20 protein-coding genes and 1 pseudogene are annotated in these 21,562 nt (G+C 66.9%); 9 read left to right on the top strand and 12 right to left on the bottom strand.

The window, feature by feature from the left end; genetic code table 11:
• The first annotated feature begins 25 nt into the window (after nt 1-25).
• Together LFT44_RS16375 and LFT44_RS16370 are read left to right on the top strand one after the other, a co-directional pair.
• Complete coding sequence (locus tag LFT44_RS16375) at nt 26-745, top strand: tyrosine-protein phosphatase (protein WP_236799487.1); 720 nt, start codon at nt 26-28, stop codon at nt 743-745.
• The gene (locus LFT44_RS16370) at nt 742-2,904 is read left to right on the top strand and encodes a S1 family peptidase (protein WP_236799486.1); all 2,163 of its coding nucleotides are present in this window, start codon (nt 742-744) and stop codon (nt 2,902-2,904) included. The genes LFT44_RS16375 and LFT44_RS16370 overlap by 4 nt, the downstream gene beginning before the upstream one ends.
• An 86-nt stretch (nt 2,905-2,990) precedes the next feature.
• Here LFT44_RS16370 and LFT44_RS16365 read toward each other — a convergent pair whose 3' ends face one another.
• Together LFT44_RS16365 and LFT44_RS16360 are read right to left on the bottom strand one after the other, a co-directional pair.
• Nucleotides 2,991-3,701 (bottom strand): DUF4397 domain-containing protein, encoded by a 711-nt coding sequence (locus LFT44_RS16365; RefSeq protein WP_236799485.1) that lies wholly within the window; start codon nt 3,699-3,701, stop codon nt 2,991-2,993.
• A gap of 101 nt (nt 3,702-3,802) precedes the next feature.
• Nucleotides 3,803-4,246 (bottom strand): PaaI family thioesterase, encoded by a 444-nt coding sequence (locus tag LFT44_RS16360; RefSeq protein ID WP_236799484.1) that lies wholly within the window; start codon nt 4,244-4,246, stop codon nt 3,803-3,805.
• Nucleotides 4,247-4,388: 142 nt separating this feature from the next.
• Here LFT44_RS16360 and paaZ point away from each other — a divergent pair, with 142 nt between their 5' ends.
• On the top strand, nt 4,389-6,500 hold the full coding sequence (gene paaZ / locus LFT44_RS16355) for a phenylacetic acid degradation bifunctional protein PaaZ (RefSeq protein ID WP_236799483.1): 2,112 nt from the start codon (nt 4,389-4,391) through the stop codon (nt 6,498-6,500).
• Between the two features lie 147 nt (nt 6,501-6,647).
• Entirely contained in the window at nt 6,648-7,043 is a 396-nt protein-coding gene (locus LFT44_RS16350) for a VOC family protein (RefSeq protein ID WP_236799482.1), read from the top strand.
• A gap of 80 nt (nt 7,044-7,123) precedes the next feature.
• Here the strand turns inward: LFT44_RS16350 and LFT44_RS16345 are convergent, their stop codons facing one another.
• The 3 genes from LFT44_RS16345 to LFT44_RS16335 all read right to left on the bottom strand — a co-directional run bounded on the left by LFT44_RS16345 (nt 7,124) and on the right by LFT44_RS16335 (nt 9,355).
• A complete protein-coding gene (locus tag LFT44_RS16345; protein WP_236799481.1) occupies nt 7,124-7,429 on the bottom strand; it encodes a hypothetical protein in 306 nt (101 codons plus the stop codon).
• Between the two features lie 13 nt (nt 7,430-7,442).
• A complete protein-coding gene (locus LFT44_RS16340; RefSeq protein ID WP_236799480.1) occupies nt 7,443-8,600 on the bottom strand; it encodes a S1C family serine protease in 1,158 nt (385 codons plus the stop codon).
• Nucleotides 8,601-8,701: 101 nt separating this feature from the next.
• A complete protein-coding gene (locus LFT44_RS16335) occupies nt 8,702-9,355 on the bottom strand; it encodes a TetR/AcrR family transcriptional regulator (RefSeq protein WP_236799479.1) in 654 nt (217 codons plus the stop codon).
• 161 nt (nt 9,356-9,516) lie between these two features.
• On the opposite strand from LFT44_RS16335, the gene LFT44_RS16330 reads away from it, so the two are divergent.
• A complete protein-coding gene (locus LFT44_RS16330; RefSeq protein WP_236799478.1) occupies nt 9,517-10,263 on the top strand; it encodes a hypothetical protein in 747 nt (248 codons plus the stop codon).
• Between the two features lie 25 nt (nt 10,264-10,288).
• Here the strand turns inward: LFT44_RS16330 and paaK are convergent, their stop codons facing one another.
• Both paaK and LFT44_RS16320 read right to left on the bottom strand, forming a co-directional pair.
• Nucleotides 10,289-11,692 carry a phenylacetate--CoA ligase PaaK gene (gene paaK, locus LFT44_RS16325; RefSeq protein ID WP_236799477.1) on the bottom strand — a complete coding sequence of 468 codons (1,404 nt, stop codon included), beginning with the start codon at nt 11,690-11,692 and terminating at the stop codon, nt 10,289-10,291.
• Between the two features lie 7 nt (nt 11,693-11,699).
• On the bottom strand, nt 11,700-12,170 hold the full coding sequence (locus LFT44_RS16320; RefSeq protein ID WP_236799476.1) for a hotdog fold thioesterase: 471 nt from the start codon (nt 12,168-12,170) through the stop codon (nt 11,700-11,702).
• A gap of 326 nt (nt 12,171-12,496) precedes the next feature.
• On the opposite strand from LFT44_RS16320, the gene pta reads away from it, so the two are divergent.
• Entirely contained in the window at nt 12,497-14,620 is a 2,124-nt protein-coding gene (gene pta, locus LFT44_RS16315; protein ID WP_236799475.1) for a phosphate acetyltransferase, read from the top strand.
• 71 nt (nt 14,621-14,691) lie between these two features.
• Here pta and LFT44_RS16310 read toward each other — a convergent pair whose 3' ends face one another.
• A complete protein-coding gene (locus tag LFT44_RS16310) occupies nt 14,692-14,982 on the bottom strand; it encodes a hypothetical protein (protein ID WP_142132762.1) in 291 nt (96 codons plus the stop codon).
• 271 nt (nt 14,983-15,253) lie between these two features.
• Nucleotides 15,254-15,433, bottom strand: a complete 180-nt coding sequence (locus tag LFT44_RS16305; protein WP_236799474.1) for a hypothetical protein — start codon at nt 15,431-15,433, stop codon at nt 15,254-15,256.
• Nucleotides 15,434-15,570: 137 nt separating this feature from the next.
• Between LFT44_RS16305 and LFT44_RS16300 the strand changes: the two genes are divergently transcribed.
• The 3 genes and pseudogenes from LFT44_RS16300 (at nt 15,571) to LFT44_RS16290 (ending at nt 17,708) form a co-directional block, all read left to right on the top strand.
• Nucleotides 15,571-15,927 (top strand): VOC family protein, encoded by a 357-nt coding sequence (locus LFT44_RS16300; RefSeq protein ID WP_236799473.1) that lies wholly within the window; start codon nt 15,571-15,573, stop codon nt 15,925-15,927.
• 55 nt (nt 15,928-15,982) lie between these two features.
• On the top strand, nt 15,983-17,143 hold the full coding sequence (locus tag LFT44_RS16295; RefSeq protein WP_236799472.1) for an acetate kinase: 1,161 nt from the start codon (nt 15,983-15,985) through the stop codon (nt 17,141-17,143).
• A 5-nt stretch (nt 17,144-17,148) separates the two neighbouring features.
• Nucleotides 17,149-17,708, top strand: a pseudogene (locus LFT44_RS16290) (GNAT family N-acetyltransferase).
• Nucleotides 17,709-17,710: 2 nt separating this feature from the next.
• Here LFT44_RS16290 and LFT44_RS16285 read toward each other — a convergent pair.
• The 3 genes from LFT44_RS16285 to LFT44_RS16275 form a co-directional block, all read right to left on the bottom strand.
• The gene (locus LFT44_RS16285; protein ID WP_236799471.1) at nt 17,711-18,907 is read right to left on the bottom strand and encodes an NAD(P)/FAD-dependent oxidoreductase; all 1,197 of its coding nucleotides are present in this window, start codon (nt 18,905-18,907) and stop codon (nt 17,711-17,713) included.
• Between the two features lie 4 nt (nt 18,908-18,911).
• Nucleotides 18,912-19,118: a DUF2945 domain-containing protein gene (locus tag LFT44_RS16280; RefSeq protein ID WP_236799470.1), complete on the bottom strand. Its 207-nt coding sequence runs from the start codon at nt 19,116-19,118 to the stop codon at nt 18,912-18,914.
• A gap of 145 nt (nt 19,119-19,263) precedes the next feature.
• Nucleotides 19,264-21,480 (bottom strand): S9 family peptidase, encoded by a 2,217-nt coding sequence (locus LFT44_RS16275; RefSeq protein ID WP_236799469.1) that lies wholly within the window; start codon nt 21,478-21,480, stop codon nt 19,264-19,266.
• Between the last annotated feature and the right edge of the window lie 82 nt (nt 21,481-21,562).

Genomic DNA, 21,562 nt, shown 5'->3' with positions numbered 1-21,562 from the left:
CAGCAGCGTGTGGTTAGCTGTCCGGATGAGCACAAAGGGCAGGTCCATGGACTGGGATGGCGCTGTCAACGCGTGGCACGTTTCCGGCGGCATTTACCGCATGGGGCGGCGCGAGTGGCTGACCGAAACAGGGTGGAAACAGGCGTTCGACGACGGCGTCCGCACTGTGGTGGATCTCCGTAACGCTGATGAGGGGCGGCGCCGGGACAACGACCCGGCAGTGCCTGCCGCTGGCTGGGCCGGGATCGAGGTGGTGCAGGCGCCTACGGAGGAGCCTGGTGACCCGCGCTTCACCGCAGTCGCCGGCCCCTACCTGAACGATCCAGCCCACTATGCAGAGAACGCCCGGCTCTTCCCCGAAAAGCTGGTGGGTGTGTTCCGTGCCATCGCCGTGGCCGCGCCCAAGGGGGACGTCCTGCTGCACTGCGCCGCGGGACGCGACCGCAGCGGGCTGGTGGCTGCCATGGTCCAGGACCTTGCGGGTGATTCTGACGAAGAGATCGCCGAAGGCTACCGAAGGGCCGTCCGCGGCATCAACGAGCGATACCGCACCCACGGCCCGCCCCACAGCCGGGAGCGGTACCTGGCTGAGCCGGAGCTGGCGCCGCTTCTGGAACAGCGGGGGCGTGCGGTGGTGGCGTTTGTCCGCGGCCTGGACACCCGCGGCTACCTTCTGGCCAACGGGCTCACCACCCCCGAACTTGATGCTGTCCTGGCCCTCTCGGGCGCGGGGGTGGCCCGATGAACGCCGACATGCTGCGGCGCGTGCTTGCCCTTGGCGCTGTGACCGGAATGCTGGCCTCCTCGGCGTCGGTAGCCGGTCCCGCCTTTGCCACCAGCGGATCGGACTCCGGGCAGGCAGCGCCGACCGGGAGCAGCACTGCCGCGCCGGCCCCTGCTGCTGGCCCGTTGCCCACAGCCGGCCCGTCCGGCACAAGCACCTCCACAGGACTTTCCGAAGCGGCTCTCGCCGAAGCAGTGCAGCGCGACCTCAAGCTGACTCCCCAACAGTTCGAAGCCGCAGGTGAACTTGGCGCCCGGGCGGCAGCAGCTGCGGTCCAGCTGCGCCAGGTTCCCGGTTACGTGGGCGTCCGCCTCGAGGGCCCATCCATCGTCGTGACCGGCTCCGGTCCTGAACTGCAGGCTGCCGTTGCTGGGCTTGCCGGCACAGTTAACGGCTTGACCCTTGAAGCCCCGGCGCCCCACCCGTCGGCCGTGGCGCCCACCGTCGTGCCGCCGTCGTCCCCCACTCCGTCTCCTTCAGCGTCGCCGGCCGCCCGGGCGGCCACCGACGGTACCCGCTCAAAGCTGGCAGTAAGCACTGAGCAGCTGTTCCAGGCGTATGTTCGCGACGTCGGCCCGCAGGGGCTGCAGGCGGTAATGGCGGTGGGCGGAAAGTTCGTCATCAGGACCGGCGGAATCAATGCGCCGGAGTCGCTGACGGCTTCTTCAGGAGCCGGTGCCGAGACTGCAGGCCCGGCAAAGGGAAAAGTATCGCCTGAGCAGTTCGTCTCCCGTTACGCCAACGTGGAGCTCGACGGCGGCGCGCCGATCAAGCCCGAGGCTGACGTGCCCGGCGGCGTGGGCTACCAGACGGACATCGGATACGTCTGCTCCACCGGCTTTTCCGTCTTCGATCCGGCGGGTCTTCCCGCTGTCCTTACGGCTGGCCACTGTGCCTCGGACGGCGCCGCGAAAACGGCCACCCTGGAACTCCAGGGCACTCCGGCCGGTCTCCTGGGAAAATTCGGCTTCAGCCAGTTCGGCGGGCCCGGCAACTCGCGGGTGGTTGACCCCAACACCCCCAACGGCCCGGATTACACGGCAGTCACGGATCCCGGCAACGTGGGTACCGACGTATCAGTCATACAGTCGCTGCGGCAGGACATCGATCCGATGCCCGCTGCCAGCACATGGGGGAATCCCTCCCAGCCTGGACCGGATGTGAAGATCATTGGGGTCAAGGATCCGGTGGTGGGAATGCCCGTCTGCCGGTCGGGGCGGAGCTCGTTTTGGTCCTGCGGAACTGTGGACGCGGTGGGAATCTTCATCGTGCCCGGGTCGGCCTACGGGACCGACGCTACTGACCTCCGAGCCTTCAATGGCTTCCTGTCCTATGGCGTGCAGTCCAGCGGTGGTGACTCCGGCGGCCCTTACGTGAGTGGCAATTACGCTGTGGGCACCCACTCAGCCGGGGACACCCCGGACGCGAACGGGCATGTCATCCAGAACTTTGCCGTGGGCGCCACCCTGCGGGACAGCCTGGCCGTGCTTCCGGGTTACCAGCTGGAACTCTTCCTCAACAGGCCGGCCGTCACCGCGCCGGCGCTCGGCGGAACGTACCAGCCGGGACAGACGATCAGCGGGCAGGTTCCTGCGGCTCCGGCGTCCGCCGTTGCTGAAGGTTCAAAGGTTCGGATCACCATCCAGGGCAAAGACCCGTTCGAGGTGCCCGTGGAAGCCGGAAACTGGAGCTTCATGGCTCCGCAGGGCACGGGTACGCTCCGGTTCACGGCCGAGACGGTAAACGGGTTCAGTAAATCGGGCACGAACAGCTTTGAGTTTGCTGCAGCAGCAGCGGAACAGCCTGCCCCTCCGGCGCCGTCGGGTCCCGCTCCAAGCAACCCTGCCCCGACCAGCCCGGCCCCCGCAAGCCCGTCACCTGCCGCGCCGGCGGAAACCCCCGCCGTCGTGCTTCCGCCGACAAGTACCCCCGCACCAAGTGCGCCCGCAGACCTGGTCAACACCGGCGGAAACCGGAACAGTCCCGCCGACCCGGGAAACCTGGCCTACACCGGAGCCGACGGGCTGGTTGCCGCAGCGGTCGCTGCTGTGGCTGCGCTCGCCGTCGGAATCCTGCTGATGCTGTTGGTCCGCCGCCGGAAGGGGCGCTCCACCAACTAGTTGATAAGGGGCGGGGTCCGAGGGCCCCGCCCCTTGCCATCCGCCCCTTGCCATTCGGTGCGGTCCGTTAGCTGCGGTCCGTCAGGTCAGTGCCGGCCGTGCCCGCGGTCCTTGCCGTCAACCACCTGGACGGCTACGTCCAGGGTGCCGTCTGCGAGGCTTCCCCAGGCGTAGACGATGGTGTTCTTTCCGCCCTCAACCGTGATGTCCGCCGGCCTGATCACGGGATCAGTGGTTCCTGCCGCGGCCACGCTGGCCGAAATGGTGCCGGCCTTCAGCTTCAGTTTCGCTTCGTCCGGGTTGCTGAGTCCTTCAATCACTGGAGCTCCGCCGGCCAGTACGTCGACGGCGGGGGCTGCGGCCACGTGCCTGACCGTGAGCTTGCCCTTCTGGTCGTTGCGGGGGGCTTTGGTGTCGTTCGTGAAAAGCGACGCTGTGGGGGTCCCGTCGGCACTGAGGTGGGCGACGGCCGTGTAGTTGCCGCCCTCGTCCAGTTCCACGTTGACCGGGCCGATCACCGGGTTGTCGGCGCTGGTGGCGTCGGCAGCGGTGATGGCGATTTGGTAGTCGCCGGCGGCCAGTTCCAGGGGCCCGGCAAGGGTGCCGGGGGTGAAATCGTCCAGGGTGAGGTTTCCGTTCACCCACACGTCCACGGTCAAGCCGGGAACGCCATGCAGGACGGAGAGCAGGGCAGGGTCATCGTCATGGTGGTGCCATCCGCCGGCCTGGGCGGGAGCGGCGAGGGCCAGCGAAGCGGCGAGCGAGATGGCTCCCGCTGCGTAGATCATTTTGCGCATGTCAAACTCCTTGCAGGATGCCCGGTAGCCGGGCTGTTTGTACTTACGCGCTTAATACCTGCGGAGCGGCGGCTTTGGATGCAGTGCCGGTAATTTTTTCGTCAGTTTTTGCGCTTCATCAGCAGGTTGGTGATGCGCAGGGTGCACAGCCGCTGGCCTGCCTCGTTGGTGATCAGCACCTCGTGCGTGGTGAGTGTGCCGCCCAAGTGGATAGGGGTGGCGGTGATGGTCACCTGGCCCTCACGTGCGGAGCGGTGGTGGGTTGCGGAAACGTCCACGCCCACCGCGGTCTTGCCCATGGTGCTGGCATGGATCACCGCGGCCCAGGACCCCACGGCCTCGCCCACGGCCAGGGAAGCGCCACCGTGCAGGAGCCCGAACGACTGCCTGTTCCCCTCCACAGGCATGGTGGCGACTACGCGCTCCACGGACTCCTCCAGGATCTTCACGCCCATCTTCTCGTCCAGTTCACCGAGGGTGATCTTCCATAGTTCGTGCCCGGACGGCTGGTTGCCGGCAGTATCCGCAGGGGACGTGGCATTCATAAGTTCTCCTTTGAGGCGGCCAATTCGGTCCTGGCCTTCTAGTCTGCAGCACGGCACTTCATGTATGGTGAATATATTACCGAACGGACGGTCAGTAATGCTGTCCTGTTTGCCTGCCCCCTTGTTGGAAGGACCGTCAACGATGACCACCACAGCCACAGCTCCCCAGGCCACGGTCGACACCGTGGAGACAGTGCCCAGCTTCGTCATGGACGCCTGGTGGACGCCCGACGCCGGCTCGGCGGCTTCCGCCGTCCCCGTCCGGGATGCGAGCACAGGGGAGATCCTGGCCAAGGTCAGCACGGAGGGCCTGGACCTCGCAGGGGTGGTGGAGTACGGACGCACCACCGGCCAGGATGAACTGGGCAAGCTGACCTTCCACCAGCGGGCGCTCAAGCTCAAGGAACTGGCCCAGTACTTGAATGCCCGCCGCGAGCACTTTTACAACTTCTCCTTCCAGACGGGCGCCACCAAGATCGATTCCATGGTGGACATCGACGGCGGCATCGGCGTCCTCTTCACCTTCGGCTCCAAGGGCCGGCGCGAGCTGCCCAACTCCCAGGTGGTGGTGGACGGGCCCATGGAGGTGCTCTCCAAGGACGGCTCCTTCGCCGGTGAGCACATCTACACCCGGATTCCCGGTGTCGCGGTGCAGATCAACGCCTTCAACTTCCCCGTTTGGGGCATGCTGGAGAAGTTCGCGCCCGCGTTCATCGCCGGCGTCCCCACCATCGTCAAGCCCGCCACCCCCACCGGCTACGTTGCCGCTGCGGTGGTCAAGGCCATCGTGGAATCCAACATCCTGCCCAAGGGCTCGCTGCAGCTGGTCTCCGGCTCGGTCCGCGGCCTGCTGGACGTGCTGGACTACCGCGACCTGGTGGCCTTCACCGGCTCCGCCTCCACCGCGAAGTCGCTCAAGGCGCACCCGAACGTGGTGGAGGGCGGTGTCCGGTTCACCTCGGAGACCGACTCCCTGAACGCCGCGATCCTGGGGCCCGACGCCGTGGAGGGAACTCCCGAGTTCGATGCCTTCGTCAAGTCCGTGGTCACCGAAATGACTGTCAAGGCAGGCCAGAAATGCACCGCCATCCGCCGCGCCATCGTGCCGCAGGAGCTGGTCCCCGCCGTATCCGCCGCCATCGGCAAGCGCATCACCGAGCGCGTGGTCCTGGGCGACCCGCGCGGCGAGGGCGTCACTATGGGTGCGCTGGCCTCGGTGGAACAGCTTGAGGACGTCCGCGCCGCCGTGCAGTCAATGCTCGACGCCGGCGGTGAGCTTGCGTACGGAACCCTCGATTCGCCGTCGGTCACCTCCGCCGACGGAACCACCGGGGTAGTGGACCAAGGCGCGTTCATGGCCCCCGTGGTCCTGAACTGGGACAATCCGGAAGCGGAAGCCATCCACTCGCTGGAGGCCTTTGGTCCGGTATCGTCCGTGATCGGCTACAAGGACCTGGCCGACGCCGTTCGCCTCGCAGCCCGCGGCGGCGGATCCCTCGTGGCGTCGGTCTGCACCAACGATCCCGAGGTGGCCCGCCAGCTGGTCACCGGCATCGCCGCCCACCACGGCCGCGTCCTGATGCTGAACCGTGAAGACGCCCGCACCTCCACGGGCCACGGCTCGCCGGTGCCGCACCTGGTCCATGGCGGTCCGGGACGTGCCGGCGGCGGCGAGGAACTGGGCGGCATCCGGTCGGTGCTCCACCACATGCAGCGGACCGCCATCCAGGGGTCACCCAACATGCTCACCGCCGTCACCGGCGTCTGGCACACCGGCGCGGCCCGCAACTTCACCGTGGAAACCGAAGGGACCCACCCGTTCCGGAAGCATCTGTCCACCCTCCGGATCGGCGACGCCGTCCGCTCCGACCTGCGGCAGGTCACCCTCGAGGACATCACTGCGTTCGCCAACTCCACCGGCGACACCTTCTACGCCCACACCAACCAGGAAGCGGCGGAAGCCAACCCGTTCTTCCCGGGCATCGTGGCGCACGGCTACCTGCTGCTCAGCTGGGGCGCCGGACTGTTCGTGGAGCCCGCGCCGGGTCCCGTGCTGGCCAACTACGGCCTGGAAAACCTGCGCTTCATCACCCCTGTTGCCGCCGGTGATTCCATTCGGGTGACCCTCACCGCCAAGAAGATCACGCCGCGTGAAACCGACGAATACGGCGAGGTGGCCTGGGACGCCGTCCTCACCAACCAGAACGACGAAATCGTGGCCACCTACGACGTCCTCACCCTCGTCGAGAAGTAACCCTCCCCTTGCTCTATCACTTTTGGTCCCTAAACCCCGGTTTTAGGGGCCCAAAGTGATAGAGCATCGGGGTGCCGGGGGAGGGTCTTTTGGGGCTGCCCGGCGTAAGATTCTGCCCACAAGGAGGTGGCCCCCATGCATCTGACAATGAGTTCAGCCACAACCATCCTGCCGGTGGATGACGCAGCCCGCGCCCGGAGCTTCTATACGGAGAAGCTCGGCCTCCCGCACCGCGGAACCACTGACGATGGGAATGAACTGCTGGGTATCGACGGCGGCCCGTTGCTGGAGTTGATGTCGGTGTCCGACGGCAAGCACTCCGAACACACGGCGCTGAGCTTCGAGGTCCCCGACATTGAGGAGGCTGTCCGGGACATGGAAGCCCGGGGCATCAGGTTCCAGGACTACGACCTGCCCACCCTGAAGACGGAAAACCACATCTGCACTACGGGATCGGAAAAGTGCGCGTGGTTCATGGACACCGAGCACAACATCCTGTGCATCCACCAAAACCTGGGCGACAAGCTGGAGTACCAGGTCTAGGCCCGGCAGACAGCAGAACAGCAGCAGGGGTCCCCGGTCGGATCGGGGTACCCCTGCTGCTTGTCTGTGGACCGCGGCGGCTAGCTTTCGGCGCCGCCGTGCAGGCCGTCGTCGCTGCTGTCGTCCTCGGGGCCGGTGCCCCGGCCGTCCTCGCTGCGGTCGGAGAGGTCCATGTTGCCGCGGGCCTCGTCCATGGTGGGGCCGCCGGAGGGGACGCTGTAGGTGTCCGGGCGGACGCCGTGAGACTGTTCCTCGATCAGTGCCTGCTCCTCGCTGAAGCGGATCACGTTGGCTTCATCGCCGGCGTCGCCGGGGATGTCCTCGCGGATCTTTGACGGATCCGGAATGATGAAGCCTGCGTCGGGTTCTTCCTTGGGGTGGCTCATGTGTTTTTCCTTCCTATCGGGTGGTTGTGTTGGCTGGGCGGTCGGTAAGGTCCACCTTGATGTCCAAGGTCTGGTCGGCGCGCTTGACCTTGAAGCCTACGGTGTCGCCGGGGTTGCGCTTGCGCAGTTCCGCCAGGAGCTTTTCCGGCGTGGTGAGCTCCACGCCCTCCATGGACTGCAGGACGTCCCCCGGGCGGATTCCCGCGCGTCCGGCGGGCCCGTCGGCATCGGCAGCAAGGACCACCACCCCGGATCCGGACTGGATACCCAGCTGGTCGGCGATCTGCGGGGTCAGCTCGCCCGGGGTCAGGCCCAGATACGCGTGCTTGGCCGTGCCGTTTTTCAGCAGTTCCTCGGCCACGTCCACGGCGGTGGCGGCGGGGATGGCGAAGCCAAGGGACACGGCGCCGGACGACGGCGGGATGTAGGCCTCGCTGATGCCGATCACCTCGCCGCGCATGTTGATCACGGCGCCGCCGGAGTTGCCGGGGCTGATGGGTGCGTCCGTCTGGATGAGGTCCACCAGCGAGAGGCTGTTGGATGCGGAGCCGGGGATGGAGCGGTGCAGCCCCGAGATGATCCCGGCGGTGGCGGTGTTTTCAAAGCCGAGCGGGGATCCCAGGACCAGCGCGCCCTCGCCCACCTTGGGCAGGTTGCTTTGGTAGGTGGGCTTGGGCAGGCCGGTGCGCTTGGCCTGCACCAGGGCGAGGTCGGTCACGGCGTCGCTTGCCTTGACCGTTCCTTCCACCCGCTGCCCGTCGGCGAACCCCACCTGAACGGTGGTGGCGCCACGGACCACGTGCTCGTTGGTGAGGATCAGCCCGTCCGCCGAGTACACCACGCCACTGCCCAGGCCGCCCTGCGTGAATATGGTGACGACGGACGGTGACAGGTTTTCCACGAGCTGCGGCAGGTTCCCGGCAGCTCCGGAGTCGGGGCCCGCGCCGGTGGCCGGCGCTGCAGAACCAGAGGCGGCTTGGGTGGAGGGTGCCGGCGTGGCATTGGCCGACGACGATGCCTGGCTTGGGGAGGTGCCGCTGGGATTGGGAGGGCCCGGCGTGCCAGTGCATCCGCTGAGTGCCAGGGCGGCCGTGAGAGCCCCGGCGGCCAGCGCAGTGCCGCGCGCGGGGTAGAGATGGCGTGAACGCTCTGGAGCGCTGGCCTTGCTCATCAGGACCTCCCTGCGGATGGTGGCTTTCTACCACCGTAACGGGGGAGCGGGGAAAATACCAAGCACCCTTATTATCTGGGGCCGGGAAGTTTGCGCGTTCCCTACGTGTCCGCGTGGAGGCCATCGAACGCCATGGTGATGACGTCGTCCGCCAGCCGTTCCGGCGATAGTGCGCCGCCCGGTTTGTACCACTCCACAATGGAGTTGATCATGCCGAACAGCAGCCGCGAAACGGTGCGTGGGTCGATGTCCGCGCGGAGGGACCCCTCGTCGCGGGCCGCCGAGATCAGGCCCGCGACCTTGTGGTCGAAAGCGCGGCGGCGTTCCAGGGCGTCCCGTTCGATTTCGGTGTTGCCGCGCAGGCGCAGCAGCAGGGTGACGAAGGGCAGGCGGTCCACCAGGACGGCCACGGTCTGGCGCAGCACAAACTCCAGCCGGGCATCCGCCGCGCCGGAGGTGGCTTCGGGTTGCTCCAGGATGGCTTCGAGCCCGCCCAGGGCGTGGTCGAGCGCGAGCTTGAGGAGGTCGCCCTTGGACGGCACGTGGTGGTAGATGGCGGACTTGGAGATGCCCAGGTTCTCCGCCAGGATGCCCATGGAGGTGGCGTCGTAGCCGTGGCGGTTGAAAACATCCACGGCGATGCGGAGCACCGACTGCTGGTCGTAGCCGGGGCGGCCCCGCTTGGCAGTGCCATTCGCGGCGGTGCCGTTGGTGCTGGAGGTTTCGGTGCTGGCAGTTCTGCTGGCGCTGGGCATAGTCGCTATTTTCTCATGAACGTTCGGTAATCGGCCGCAGCCGGGCCGCCGCGGGGACCTTCGGCACTTGGATGCCGATGGCCACCGGGCCACCCTGAGGGGAAAGCTGCCAGGAAGCAGGAGACCTGCCGCTCCTCCTGAAGATCGAAGGGATGCCAGCCGTGGATGACAATGCTGTTCGCCGGATCACCGGATGGGCCGGCGTCGGGATGCTGGTGTTCTGGGCAGGGCAGTTCCCGCTGTATCTCGCCCAGGACCCCTCCGTTAGTTTGTACGACGGAGCGGCAGGTGCGGCTGAGGCGTACCGGATCCGCAACATCATCTTCACCCGGGTCCTGCTCGATCTCTGCCTCTACGTGGCTGCGATGGTCTTTGCAGCGGGGTTGGGCCATCTCATCGGGCGTGCGGATCCTCGTTACGGCTGGGCCGGGTCCCTGGTGGTCGCCGCCATGGCCGTCTGGGTGGGGGTGACCCTCGTGGCCAATGGAATGGAGGGCGGCCTGGCTCTGGATGCCTTGGCACCTGCCCCCGATCCGTCGGTGAACCGGGCGCTGACCATGGCTTACCTGCTGATCTACAACAGCTCCATTGCCTTCGCCATCACCGGGCTCTTCCTGGGCGCGGCAGGCTGGGCGGCGGTGGCCACCGGTGTCCTGCCGTCCTGGACCCGGTGGGTCGCCTATGTCGGCGCGGTGCTGTGCGCCGCCGCGGTCCCCTCTATGTACGGCGGCCCCTTGGACCCCTCGGGGTTCTATAACGCTGCCGGCTGGGGCCCGGTGATCATCGCCAATCTGGCTCCGGCGGTCTGGTTCGTGCTGGCAGCCGTGCTGCTGCTCCGCAGGCCCGCTTCCCTGCCGGCCGGCCGGAGTCCCGGCAGGGAACGGACGCCGGGCCGCGCCGAACGCTGAAGCTGCCCGGCGGCCCTGAACGGCATTAGCCTTTCGGGCGCAGGTCGTAGATTCGGCGCAGCTTGCCGTTGGACCGTTCCAGCGAACCAGGCTCCACCACGTCCACGGTGCACGAAGAACCCACGTGGATCTTGATCTGCTCCTTCAAGGTGCGTGCCGCCGTCGTGCTCTGCTCAATGGTGACTGCGTCCCGGCGCTCGATGCGCACGGTCAGTTGGTCCATCCGCTGGCCCTCGGGGCGGGTGAGCTCCAGCTGGAAGTGCGGGCTGAGCTCGGGGATGCGGAGGGCGATTTCCTCGATCTGGGACGGGAAGAGGTTCACGCCGCGCAGGATGATCATGTCGTCGCTGCGGCCGGTGATGCGGCCCATGCGGCGGTGTGCGGGGCGTGCGGTGCCGGGCAGCAACCGGGTGAGGTCCTTCGTGCGGTAGCGAATGATCGGCAGGGCTTCCTTGGTCAGCGACGTGAAGACCAGTTCGCCGTGCTCGCCGTCGCGCAGGACGTTTTCCTTGCCAGGGGCCGGGTTGAAGGGGTCGATGATTTCCGGACGGAAGTGGTCCTCCCAGATGTGGCTGCCGTCCTGGGTCTCCACGGCCTCGCCGGCCACGCCCGGACCCATGACCTCCGACAGGCCATAGATGTCGCAGGCCTTGATGTTCATCATCACCTCAAGCTCGTGCCGCATCTCCTGGGTCCACGGCTCGGCGCCCAGCACGGCGAACTTCAGCGAGGTCGAAGCCGGGTCGATGCCCATGTGCGCCATGGCGTCGGCGATGGTCAGCAGGTAGGTGGGGGTGGCCAGAATCGCGTCCGGCTTGAAGTCCTGGATCAGCTGGATCTGGCGTTCGGTCTGGCCGCCGGACATGGGGATGACGGTGCAGCCCAGGGCCTCGGCGCCGGCGTGCGCGCCCAGCCCGCCGGTGAACAGCCCGTAGCCGTAGGCGTTGTGGACCTTCATGCCGGGGCGGATGCCGGAGGCGCGGAAGCTGCGGGCCACCAGCTTGGCCCAGTCGGCCAGGTCCTGCTTGGTGTAGCCCACCACCGTGGGCCGGCCGGTGGTGCCGGAGCTGGCGTGGATGCGGGCCACCTCGCTCTGCGGCACAGCGAACATCCCGAACGGGTACTCCTGGCGCAGATCCTCCTTGGTGGTGAAGGGGAAGTTACCAAGGTCCTCGAGTTCGCGCAGGTCGCTGGGGTGGATGCCCGCTTCGTCGAATTTGCGCTTGTAGAGCGGGACCCGGTCGTAGGCGTAGGCCACGGTGTCCTGCAGCCGCTTGAGCTGCAGGGCCTCGAGTTCGTCGCGGGAGATGGTTTCCTCGCGGTCCAGCCCTTCCGTAGTGGTGGGGCCGGCGTCCGTGCCGGCCGGGTTGGCTGCTTCCGCCGGGGTGGAAACGGCAGCGGCGGGGGTTTCGGGGGCATGCAGGGTCATGGTTTTCCTACTTCTTGGGGATGGTGCGGCTGCGTCCGCGGAACTCGGCGATGAGCTCGCCCGGGGAACCGGGCTGGGTTTCGGCGGCCGGCGGTGCGGCGTCGGCGGCGAAGATCTGGATGTCGTAGAGCCCGCTGCGTCCGGCGCTGGAGCGGCGGTCCGCGACGGCGGTGAGCACCTGGCCGCGGAATGCCGGCTTGAGGTAATTGATGTCGACGCCGGAGGCGACGGTAATGGTGCCTTCCTCGCCCGGTGCAGGGTGGATGGGGTTGCACGCGAGGGCGAAGGCGGTGTCACCGAAAGCGAAGATCATTCCGCCGTGGGCCATGCCGAAGCCGTTGAGCATTTCCTGCCGGAGCGTCATCCGGATAGCGGCGTGGCCGTCGCTGATGGCGAGGACCTCGATGCCCATCCATTCGGAGGCATAGTCGTTTTCCAGGATGGGGTGGGTGGCCCCGGAAAGGGTGGTCTCAGCCATGCGTCATTGCCTCCAGCTTTATTTACCGAATGTTCATTAGGTAATCCCATGAGGGGGTCCGGTGTCAAGGGGATGCGTGCCTTCCTGCCCACTTACATCGGTGGCCCAACCCGCCAAACGGGGGACACGCCGTCGTCCCCGGCGCGCCGCACGGTGGGGGTGGTAGCAACCGGGCGGGAACGCACGACGGCGGCCACCACCTTTCAGTGCGAAGTGGCACTTGGCGGCAGTCCCGGCGCTGAACACTGCCGCCAAGTGCCATTTCGCGGGGAGGGAAGTGCAAGGATGGGGGTACCGGCACCAGCAAGGACAGCAAAGGGCGGACCATGGCCAAAGGCATCTACGTCAGCGCAACAACTCCTGGATCAGGCAAGTCCCTGATCGCCCTCGGGCTGGCGGACACCCTGCACCGTCACGCGGACAGGATCGGCTTTTTCAAACCGGTAGTCCACGGGCCGTCGGCGGCCAATGACCCCATGGTGGCTTTGATGAAATCCCGGTTCGCGTTGGAGGATGAACGGTGCCGCGGCGGCCTGACCTACGACGAGGTCCGCACGCTGCTGGCCGAGGGGAACCGCGCGGAAATCGACGCCCGGTGCGTGGAGATCTTCGCGGAGATCGCACGCCACTGCGACGTGGTGATCGTGGAGGGGACCGACCTGGTGGGCCAGGACGCCGCCGTCGAATTCGACTTGAACGCCCGGCTGGCCAACAACCTCGCCACCCCTGTGGTGGCGGTGGTAGGCGCCAAGGGCCGCACCGTCAGTGAGACGGCCGCCGCCGTTGAAGTTGCCCGCAAGGAACTCGCCGCCGAGAAGTGCGCGCTGCTGGCCATCATGGTCAACCGCGCGGACGCTGATGACCTGGACGCCATCGCCGCCGCCCTGAAGCCGGGTGCCTCCGGCCGGCCGGTCTACATCCTGCCGGAGCTGGAGGAAATTGCCAGGCCCACCACCGGCGAGGTGGCCATGGCGCTGGGCGTGCGGCAGATCGCGGGTACGCCGGACATGGAGCGCGACGTCAAGGACATCAAGGTGGCCGCCATGAACGTGGGCAACTTCCTGAACGTGCTGGATGAGGGAGCGCTGGTGATCGTGCCGGGGGACCGCGCAGACGTGATGGTGGCCTGCCTGGCGTCCTCGTTCTCGCCCGAGTTTCCCGTGCCGTCTGCACTCATCCTCACCGGCGGCCTGGCCCCGGACGCCAACATCTACCCGCTCCTGGCCCAGGCGCCGTTCCCGGTGTTCGCGGCGGACGAGGACACGTACCAGACGGCCCGCCGGGTGTCCGAAGTGCGCAGCGAGATCTGGTCCGGGCACCGGCGCAAGGTGGCTTCCGCCCTGGGGCTGTGGTCCCGCCGGGTTGATGAGGCCGAACTGGTGGAGCGCCTGCACCTGCCGCGGGCGGAGCGGATGACGCCGCTGCGGTTCCTGCATGACCTCGTCGAGCGGGCCCGGGCGCAGCGCCGGCACGTGGTCCTGCCGGAAGGAACCGACGTCAGGATCCTGCGCGCGGCCGAGATCCTGCACCGCCGCGACGTCTGCGACCTGACCCTGCTGGGCCCCGAATCCGCCGTCCGGGAACTTGCTGCGGCAAACGGCATCGACCTGTCCGGTATCAGTGTCATTGATCCGGCCACGTCCGAGCTGCGGCTGAAGTTCGCCGAGAAGTACGCCGAGCTCCGGGCGCACAAGGGCGTGGACCTGCCCAAGGCCCTGGAAATCATGCAGGACGGAAGCTACTTCGGCACCATGATGGTTCAGCTGGGCGTGGTGGACGGCATGGTCTCCGGCGCCGCCCACACCACGGCGCACACCATCCGGCCGGCGCTCGAGTTCGTGAAGACCCGGGAGGGTGTGAAGATCGTGTCCTCGGTGTTCCTGATGCTCATGCCGGACCGGGTGCTGGTCTACGGCGACTGCGCTGTGAACCCCGATCCGAACGTGGAGCAGCTGGCGGACATCGCGCTCGCTTCAGCGGAGACCGCCGCGCAGTTCGGGGTGGAGCCCCGCGTGGCGATGCTGTCCTACTCGACGGGCGGTTCGGGCTTCGGCGAGGCGGTGGACGAGGTGCGGCAGGCCACCGAACTGGTGCGCCAACGCCGGCCGGACCTGGCCGTGGAAGGTCCCATCCAGTACGACGCAGCCGTGGACGCCTCGATCGCCGCATCCAAGATGCCCGGTTCCTCGGTGGCCGGGCAGGCCACCGTGTTCATCTTCCCGGACCTCAACACGGGCAACAACACCTACAAGGCGGTGCAGCAGAGCTCCGGTGCCGTCGCAGTTGGGCCGGTCCTGCAGGGGCTGCGGAAGCCGGTCAACGACCTCTCCCGCGGCTGCACGGTGGAGGACATCGTGAACACGGTGGCCATCACGGCCATCCAGGCGCAGGCCCAAAGCCCGGCGCAAGCCCAAAGTCTCCAGGCTCCAGCAGAGGCACCGGCCTCCTGAAGGACCACGCAGAAAAGTACGACGCCGGCACTTCGGAAAGTGCCGGCGTCGTACTTTTTGTTGGGGAACAGTCAGCTGTTGTCCGGCTTGGCCAGGCTCTCCGGGTCCTCCTGCTTGGCAGGCTCATCGGAGAGGCCCTGCGGGGTAAGGTCCAGGTCCTCCCGGTTCTCCGGGGCCTCCGGCGCTTCTCCCGTTTCGGCGGCCTTGAGGTGGCCGGTATCGTCCAGGGCCGGGTTGGCGCCCTCCACCCCCGTGGGATCGTCCTTGCTGCCGGAATCCGGCTGCGCGTTGAGCGGGGCGGTGCTGCTGGATCCCGTGTTGGTGGGGTCGTTCTCGTCGATCGAATTGGGCTCGTTCGTCATGGAATTGTCCTCTCGGCGTGGTCCAGCCTTGTTCGCCGACTCTATGCACAGGCTCCGCTGATCCGCAAGGAACCCGCGGCGGAGTATCTGTGCCTGGAAAACCTGCCGCCGCAAGCGGGTACGGGAAAGGTGCGCCCCGTTCGCTGAGCGCACCTTTTCGCTGTTCCGTTCGCAGCCGTTTCCGATCGGCTGCGTCTATAGTAAGCATACTGATGATAATTTTGGCAAGCTTCCCGTGCCGCTGCAGCGAAAGCCCTTTTAGCGCGGCAGGTCAGGACCAAAAGTCGGCCAGCTGCGCGCTGTCCTCCGGGAATTCGAGGCCCTCCGTGATTTTCCCGCCGGAGATACGGAAGACGAGGATTTCACGCTGGTCCAAGGTCTTGCCGTCGCGCTGCGCATGGGTCGTATGAATTCCAATTGCGTATTTGTCGCCCAGGGCCAAGTCCTCCACGTTCACCTTGATGGACCCGTTCGAGGGGGATTGGCCCCCCCAAAAAAGCGCCCCCTAAAGCCCGCGGTGACACGGACTGTCCCCTCCCGGGGTGATTATGGGGCCCTCTGTCGGAGGGGTGGGCTAGCATCGCAGGCATGCCCGGTACAGCCATCACCACCGCCTTCATCCCCGTCCGGAACCCACAGGCGGCAGCCGGCTGGTACAGCCGCATGCTCGGACTCACGGTGGGGCAAGCCAACAACTTCTCGGCCGTCCTCTCCGCCGCGGGAACGGCATCGGTGACCCTCATGGGCCCGGACAGCGGCATCAACGCCCAGCCCGGCCTTGCCTGGGCAACCTGCAACTTCCTCGTCGAGGACCTGGAGGGAGCCCGCGCCCGGCTCGCAGACAACGGGGTTGCCGTTGGCGCCATCACGGGCGCCCAGGATGTCTGCCTCTTCTTTACAGCCCAGGACCCTGACGGCAACACGCTGCTGCTGACCGACCGTTAGCCGCGCCACCTATAGTGGGGGTTGAACTGCACACGCCAGGCTGAGGAGGCCCCGCATGCTCGTGCTCGTCATCAATTCCGGTTCGTCGTCACTGAAGTACCAGGTCCGGAACGTGGCCGCCGGGACCGTCCTCACCGAGGGGCTGATCGAGAAGATCGGCGTGGGCAACGGCGGCGGCGGGGACGGCGAACTGGTGGGCCCGCGGGATCATGCGGAGGCACTAGAGCAGGTGGACGCGGCCATCCACCAGGAACTGGGCGACCCGGAACTGGGGGCGGTGGGCCACCGGGTGGTCCACGGCGGCGAGCGGTTCGCCGAGCCCGTCTTGGTGGACAACGAAATCACCCGTGCCATCGAACGGCTCAACCCGCTGGCCCCGCTGCACAACCCCGCCAACGTCCTGGGCATCCGCGCCATCACCAAAAAATGGCCCGAAATGCCTCAGGTTGCAGTCTTTGACACCGCCTTCCACCGCACCCTGCCCGAGCATGCCTGGCGGTACGCGGTCCCGGATGAGCTCTACACCAACCATGGCATCCGCCGCTACGGCTTCCACGGCACCTCCAACCAGTACGTTGCGCGCCGGTCGGCAGCGCTGTTGGACCTCCCCGTCGAGGAGTTCGACGGCGTCATCGCCCACCTGGGGAACGGCGCGTCCCTGACCGCGATCCGCGGCGGACGCTCCGTGGACACCTCCATGGGCTTCACCCCGCTCGAGGGCCTGGTGATGGGCACCCGCTCCGGCGACCTTGACCCCTCCATCCTGGTGTTCCTCGGCCGCGCCGGCTGGACGCCCGAGGACCTCGACACCATGCTGAACCGCGAGTCTGGTCTGAAAGGCCTTGCCGGGCACAACGACATGCGCTCCGTGGTGGAGGCCTCCGAGGCCGGCGACCAGCGAGCAGCCATGGCGCTCAGCGTGGCCTCCTACCGGCTGGCCAAGTACATCGGCGGCTATCACGTGGCGGTGGGCGGGGCCAAGGCGCTGGTGTTCACCGCAGGGATTGGCGAAAACTCACAGCACTTCCGGGCCCAGGTGGCGGACCGGCTGGGCGCCCTGGGCATAGAGCTCGACGGCGGCCTGAACGCCGAGCGGTCAAAGGAGCCGCGCGTGATATCCACGCAGTCCTCCGCGATTCCTGTCCTGGTGGTTCCCACTGACGAGGAGCGCGCCATCGCCGAGGCGACGGCCGCCGTCGTTTCCGCCAGCCGCTAAGACGCATGCCGGAGATTTCCCTTCCCATCCGCACTGACCGGCTGGTCCTGCGCCGGTTCGACGGCGGCGACCTGGAAGCCTTCCACGCCTACCACTCGCTGCCGGAGACCGCCCGGTACCTTCCCGGACCGGCCAAGACCTACACCCAGTCGATGGAGCGGGTGGGCCGGTACGCCAACTTTTCCTTCGAGAAGGAGGGGGACTGGGCGGCTCTCGCCATCGAAGCGGCGGATGAGCCCGGGCTGCAGGGCGAAGTGGTGCTCAAATGGCTGCCGGACGCGGGCAGGGCGAAGTGGGCTGGACCCTGGCACCGGGTGCCCGCGGCAAGGGTTATGGAACGGAGGCCGCCCAGGCCGTCCTGCGCCTGGGTTTCGAGGAGCTGGGCATGCACCGGATTGAAGCCCGGCTGGACGAACTCAACAGTGCCTCGGCTTCACTCTGCGGCCGGCTGGGCATGCGGCTGGAAGCGCGGCACATCGATAAGTGGCACTACAAAGGCCAGTGGGCCACCGAGCTCATCTACTCGATCCTTGCCGATGAGTGGCGCATCGGCACCGCCGGCTAGCGTTACGCCCGTCCCTTGAGGATCAGGTTCCAGTAGATCTTCGGGAAGATGTCGCGGTCCAGCACCCAGGACAGCTTGCTTTCATTCCACGTGGGCAGCCGCGGGATGGTGGGCATGGGCCGGTACCGGTCGTCGAATTCGGCGAACACCACGGTGTCCCGTGACACGGTGAACGGACACACGGAGTAGCCGTTGTACTTGGCCCGCAGCGGCTTTCCTTTCCGGGCTGCCACCAGGTTCTTTGCCACCACCTTGACCTGCTTGCGCAGGGACCCGCCGGACTTGGAGTTGGTGGTGCCCGCGGCGTCGCCCAGGGACCACACGTTGGGGTACCGGAGGTGCCTGAGCGTCTGGCGGTCCACCTCCACGAAGCCGCCTGCGTCCCCCGCGGCGGGCAGGTCCGTGGCCTTGAGCCAGTCCGGGGCCGACTGCGGCGGAACGGCATTGAGGACGTCGTACGTCAGGTCCTCGGTGGTGTTGGCGGCGTTGTTCCGGATGGTGGCCCTGCGGCCGGCCGGGCTCACGGCCACCAGTTCGCTGTTGGTCCGCAGCTCGATTCCGTACTCGGCGATCTTGCGGTCCAGTTCCCGGTCCACCTCCGGCACCCCGAACACGGTGGGGTACGGCTGCACCATGACCACGCGGATTTTGTCCAGCACCCCCTGCCCGCGCCAGTAGTCACACGCGAGGTACATGGGTTTCTGCGCGGCACCCCCGCATTTGATCGGCCCGGCCGGCATGGTGAAGACCGCCGTGCCGGAGCGCAGGGCGCTGAGCAGCGCCCAGGCCTTGGGGGCCAGTTCGAAGTCGTAGTGGGAGGCGCCGTACGGGGAATGGACGGCGTCGAGCAAGCCGGGCACGCGGTCCCAGTCGTACTGGAGCCCCGGGCACACCACCAGTTGCCCATAAGCTACCGAAGTCCCTGACCCGAGGGTGACCGTGTTTGCGTTCGCGTCCACGCCTACGGCAGCATCCCGGATCCAGGTGACGCCCTGGGGGATCACCGACTCCTGGCTCCGGACAGCCTCCTGGGCCTGTGCCCGCCCGCCGGCGATATGCGAGAACAGGGGCTGGAAGAGGTGGTGGTCCCGGGGCTCGACCACCGCCACGTCCTTGACGCCGTAGCGCTGCAGCCGGGCCGCCAGGGAGATCCCGGCATTGCCGCCACCGATGATCACCACCTCGTGCTGGGCAGCCACAGCGCTACTTCTTCTCGGTCAGTGCGGACGCCTTGTGCGCTGCACGGGCGCCGGTCTTGTCCGATTCCACCACGTACTGTGGTTCGTCCTCACTGGCCCGGTGGGTGTTGCCGTCGAGTTCGAAGTCGCTGGTTTTCTTTTCCACGATCTTGCCGTGCGTCTTGCCCTGTGAAGTGTTCCACTCCACGTGCGATCCCTTGCTCAATGACATGCCTGCTCCTCTGGTATCCCGCCGGAAAACACGTGCCCCCCAATAGTAAGCATGGTTAGCTTTGCCAGGTGCGCGGGTGAACATCGATTGCTCCGTACCTGCCGTTTAGCGGGCCCAAAAGGACAATAACGGAGCAATCGATGGGCTACTTCAGGCCGGCGCCTGGCAGCAGTTCGGTGGCGCCCAGGGCGTCGGCGATGAACGCGTAGTCCCAGGCCCGTTCACGCCACTGCACGTAGCGGCCGGATGCGCCGCCATGGCCGCCGTCCATCTCGATCTTCATGACAATGGGCTCGGACCCTATGGTCCTGTTTCGCAGTTCCTGCACCCACTTGGCCGGTTCCACATAGAGGACGCGGGTGTCGTTGAAGGACGTCACCGCGGCGATCTTGGGGTAGGCCACTTCCCGCACGTTCTCGTAGGGGGAGTAGGACTTCATGTAGGCGTAGGCCTGGGGATCGGTGATGGGGTTGCCCCATTCCTCCCATTCCAGGGCGGACAGCGGCAGGTCCGGGTCAAGGATGCTGGTGAGCGGATCCACGAACGGCACCTGGGCCACGATGGCCGCGTACTTCTCCGGTGCCATGTTGGCCACGGCCCCCATGAGGAGTCCACCAGCCGATCCACCCAGGGCGGCGATACGGGAGGGATCCACCCAGCCCGAGCCGGCCAACCAGTCCGTGGCGTCCACGAAGTCGGTGAAGGTGTTCTTCTTGGTGAGCTTCTTGCCGTCCTCGTACCAGTGCCGGCCCAGCTCGCCGCCGCCGCGGATGTGCGCAATCACGAACACCACGCCGCGGTCCAGCAGCGACAGCCGGGCAATGCCGAAGCCCGGGTCCATGCTCATCTCATAGGAGCCGTACCCGTACACCAGGCCGGCCGCCGTCGAATCCTGCTTGACGGCCTTGTGCCGCAGGACCGACAGCGGGATCCGCGTACCGTCGGCCGCCGTCGCCCACTCGCGGGCGGCAACGTAGTCGCTGCCGTCGTAGCCGCCCAGCACGGGGCTTTCCTTGCGCAACAGCAGTTCGCCGGCGGGTCGCTCCGGGGTGGGCAGGACGAAGTCGTAGATCCGGGACGGCGTGAAGTAGGAGGTGTAGCCCAGCCGAATCACAGGTGCCTCATAGTCGGAGCCGCCCACGCCGGCGGTGTAGAGCTCCTCATCGAATGCCGGCTCCACGGGCTCCTGCTGCGCGGGCGTGCCAAGCCCGGCCAGCCCCAGCACCTGGACCCGCTCGATGGTGTCCTTGCGGATGGAAACGATCAGGTGCGTGGAAGTGACGCCCGCGCCGTTGACGCGCACGTCGTTGGAATGTTCGACGACGGTCTGCCAGGTCTGGTCAGCCAGCGGCCTTTCCAGCTCGGCAGGGTCCGCCAGGGAGACCATGGAGTTGATGGCGCCGCGGTTGTGCGTGAGCAGGATTTTTTCTAGGCCGTCGAGCAGGAAGGGCTCGGCTTCGTACAGGATCCGCTCGTCCCGGGAAATCACGGTGCTGACTGTTCCGGCGGGGTCGTCAAACCGGAGCAGCCTGGTTTCGCTGTACTCAGAGCAACCGATGCCCAGCACCAGGTGGCGCCGGTCGGCGGAAAGCTCGAAGCCCAGCCACATGGCGGGGTCGTCCTCCTGGTACACCACCGCGTCCTGGGCCACAGGAGTGCCCAGGACGTGGGACTTCACCTGGTACGGCCGCCAGGACTCGTCGACCACCGTGTAGAAGAGCCGGGAGCCGTCCGGGGAGAAGGCAACACCGTAAAAGATGTTTTCGATGACGTCCGGCAGGAGTTCACCGGTGCGCAGGTCCTTAATCCGCAGCGTGAAACGTTCATCACCGGAGTTGTCCACGGCATAGGCGTAGAGGGTGCCGTCAACAGTGACGGCGGTTCCGCCTACGGAGAAGAACGGCTTGCCTTCGGCCTCCACGTTGCCGTCCAGCAGGATCTCTTCGCCGGGGATCTCCATGCCGGGCTCCACGGCCGGCGGGGTCCAGTCGGCCACCTTGTCCCCGGTGTCCTGTGCCTTCACCCGGCAGTGGATGCCGTACTCCTTGCCTTCGGCCGAGCGGCTGAAGTACCACCAGCCGTCCTTCCGGTGTGGGACGGAGAGGTCGGTTTCCTGGGTACGGCCCTTGATCTCCTGGAAGATGGCTTCGCGGAGCGGTTCCTGGTGCGCAGTGACGGCTTCCTGGTACGCGTTCTCGGCCCGCAGGTGCTCCACGACCTCCGGCGACTCCTTGTCCCGCAGCCATTCGTAGTTGTCCACGAACGTCTCCCCGTGGTGGATGCGTTCGGTGGGGATCTTCTTGGCCACCGGGGGCGCCGGGATCGCAGTGCCGGTGGAATCCTGCAGGGAAGTGGAGGTCATGGATTCAATATATAGACCGCCCCAAGAAGTCGGCAGGCCGTTCGCTGACGGGGGAGACGCCGCAGCCCTAAAGGGGCGAAAG

Origin of the sequence: Arthrobacter sp. FW306-05-C, from assembly GCF_021801725.1 — a bacterium.
Taxonomy (GTDB): domain Bacteria; phylum Actinomycetota; class Actinomycetes; order Actinomycetales; family Micrococcaceae; genus Arthrobacter.
This window is presented reverse-complemented; position numbering and strand designations above follow the sequence as displayed.

Bases quoted from the DNA above. Each gene is read 5' to 3' on its own strand.
- LFT44_RS16310 (WP_142132762.1), bottom strand. From the start codon at position 14,982: ATGACGAACGAGCCCAATTCGATCGACGAGAACGACCCCACCAACACG.
- LFT44_RS16300 (WP_236799473.1), top strand. From the start codon at position 15,571: ATGCCCGGTACAGCCATCACCACCGCCTTCATCCCCGTCCGGAACCCA.
- paaK (WP_236799477.1), bottom strand. From the start codon at position 11,692: ATGACCCTGCATGCCCCCGAAACCCCCGCCGCTGCCGTTTCCACCCCG.
- LFT44_RS16280 (WP_236799470.1), bottom strand. From the start codon at position 19,118: ATGTCATTGAGCAAGGGATCGCACGTGGAGTGGAACACTTCACAGGGC.
- LFT44_RS16340 (WP_236799480.1), bottom strand. From the start codon at position 8,600: ATGAGCAAGGCCAGCGCTCCAGAGCGTTCACGCCATCTCTACCCCGCG.
- LFT44_RS16370 (WP_236799486.1), top strand. From the start codon at position 742: ATGAACGCCGACATGCTGCGGCGCGTGCTTGCCCTTGGCGCTGTGACC.
- LFT44_RS16350 (WP_236799482.1), top strand. From the start codon at position 6,648: ATGAGTTCAGCCACAACCATCCTGCCGGTGGATGACGCAGCCCGCGCC.
- LFT44_RS16360 (WP_236799484.1), bottom strand. From the start codon at position 4,246: ATGAATGCCACGTCCCCTGCGGATACTGCCGGCAACCAGCCGTCCGGG.
- LFT44_RS16365 (WP_236799485.1), bottom strand. From the start codon at position 3,701: ATGCGCAAAATGATCTACGCAGCGGGAGCCATCTCGCTCGCCGCTTCG.
- paaZ (WP_236799483.1), top strand. From the start codon at position 4,389: ATGACCACCACAGCCACAGCTCCCCAGGCCACGGTCGACACCGTGGAG.
- LFT44_RS16320 (WP_236799476.1), bottom strand. From the start codon at position 12,170: ATGGCTGAGACCACCCTTTCCGGGGCCACCCACCCCATCCTGGAAAAC.
- pta (WP_236799475.1), top strand. From the start codon at position 12,497: ATGGCCAAAGGCATCTACGTCAGCGCAACAACTCCTGGATCAGGCAAG.
- LFT44_RS16375 (WP_236799487.1), top strand. From the start codon at position 26: ATGAGCACAAAGGGCAGGTCCATGGACTGGGATGGCGCTGTCAACGCG.
- LFT44_RS16335 (WP_236799479.1), bottom strand. From the start codon at position 9,355: ATGCCCAGCGCCAGCAGAACTGCCAGCACCGAAACCTCCAGCACCAAC.
- LFT44_RS16295 (WP_236799472.1), top strand. From the start codon at position 15,983: ATGCTCGTGCTCGTCATCAATTCCGGTTCGTCGTCACTGAAGTACCAG.
- LFT44_RS16275 (WP_236799469.1), bottom strand. From the start codon at position 21,480: ATGACCTCCACTTCCCTGCAGGATTCCACCGGCACTGCGATCCCGGCG.
- LFT44_RS16345 (WP_236799481.1), bottom strand. From the start codon at position 7,429: ATGAGCCACCCCAAGGAAGAACCCGACGCAGGCTTCATCATTCCGGAT.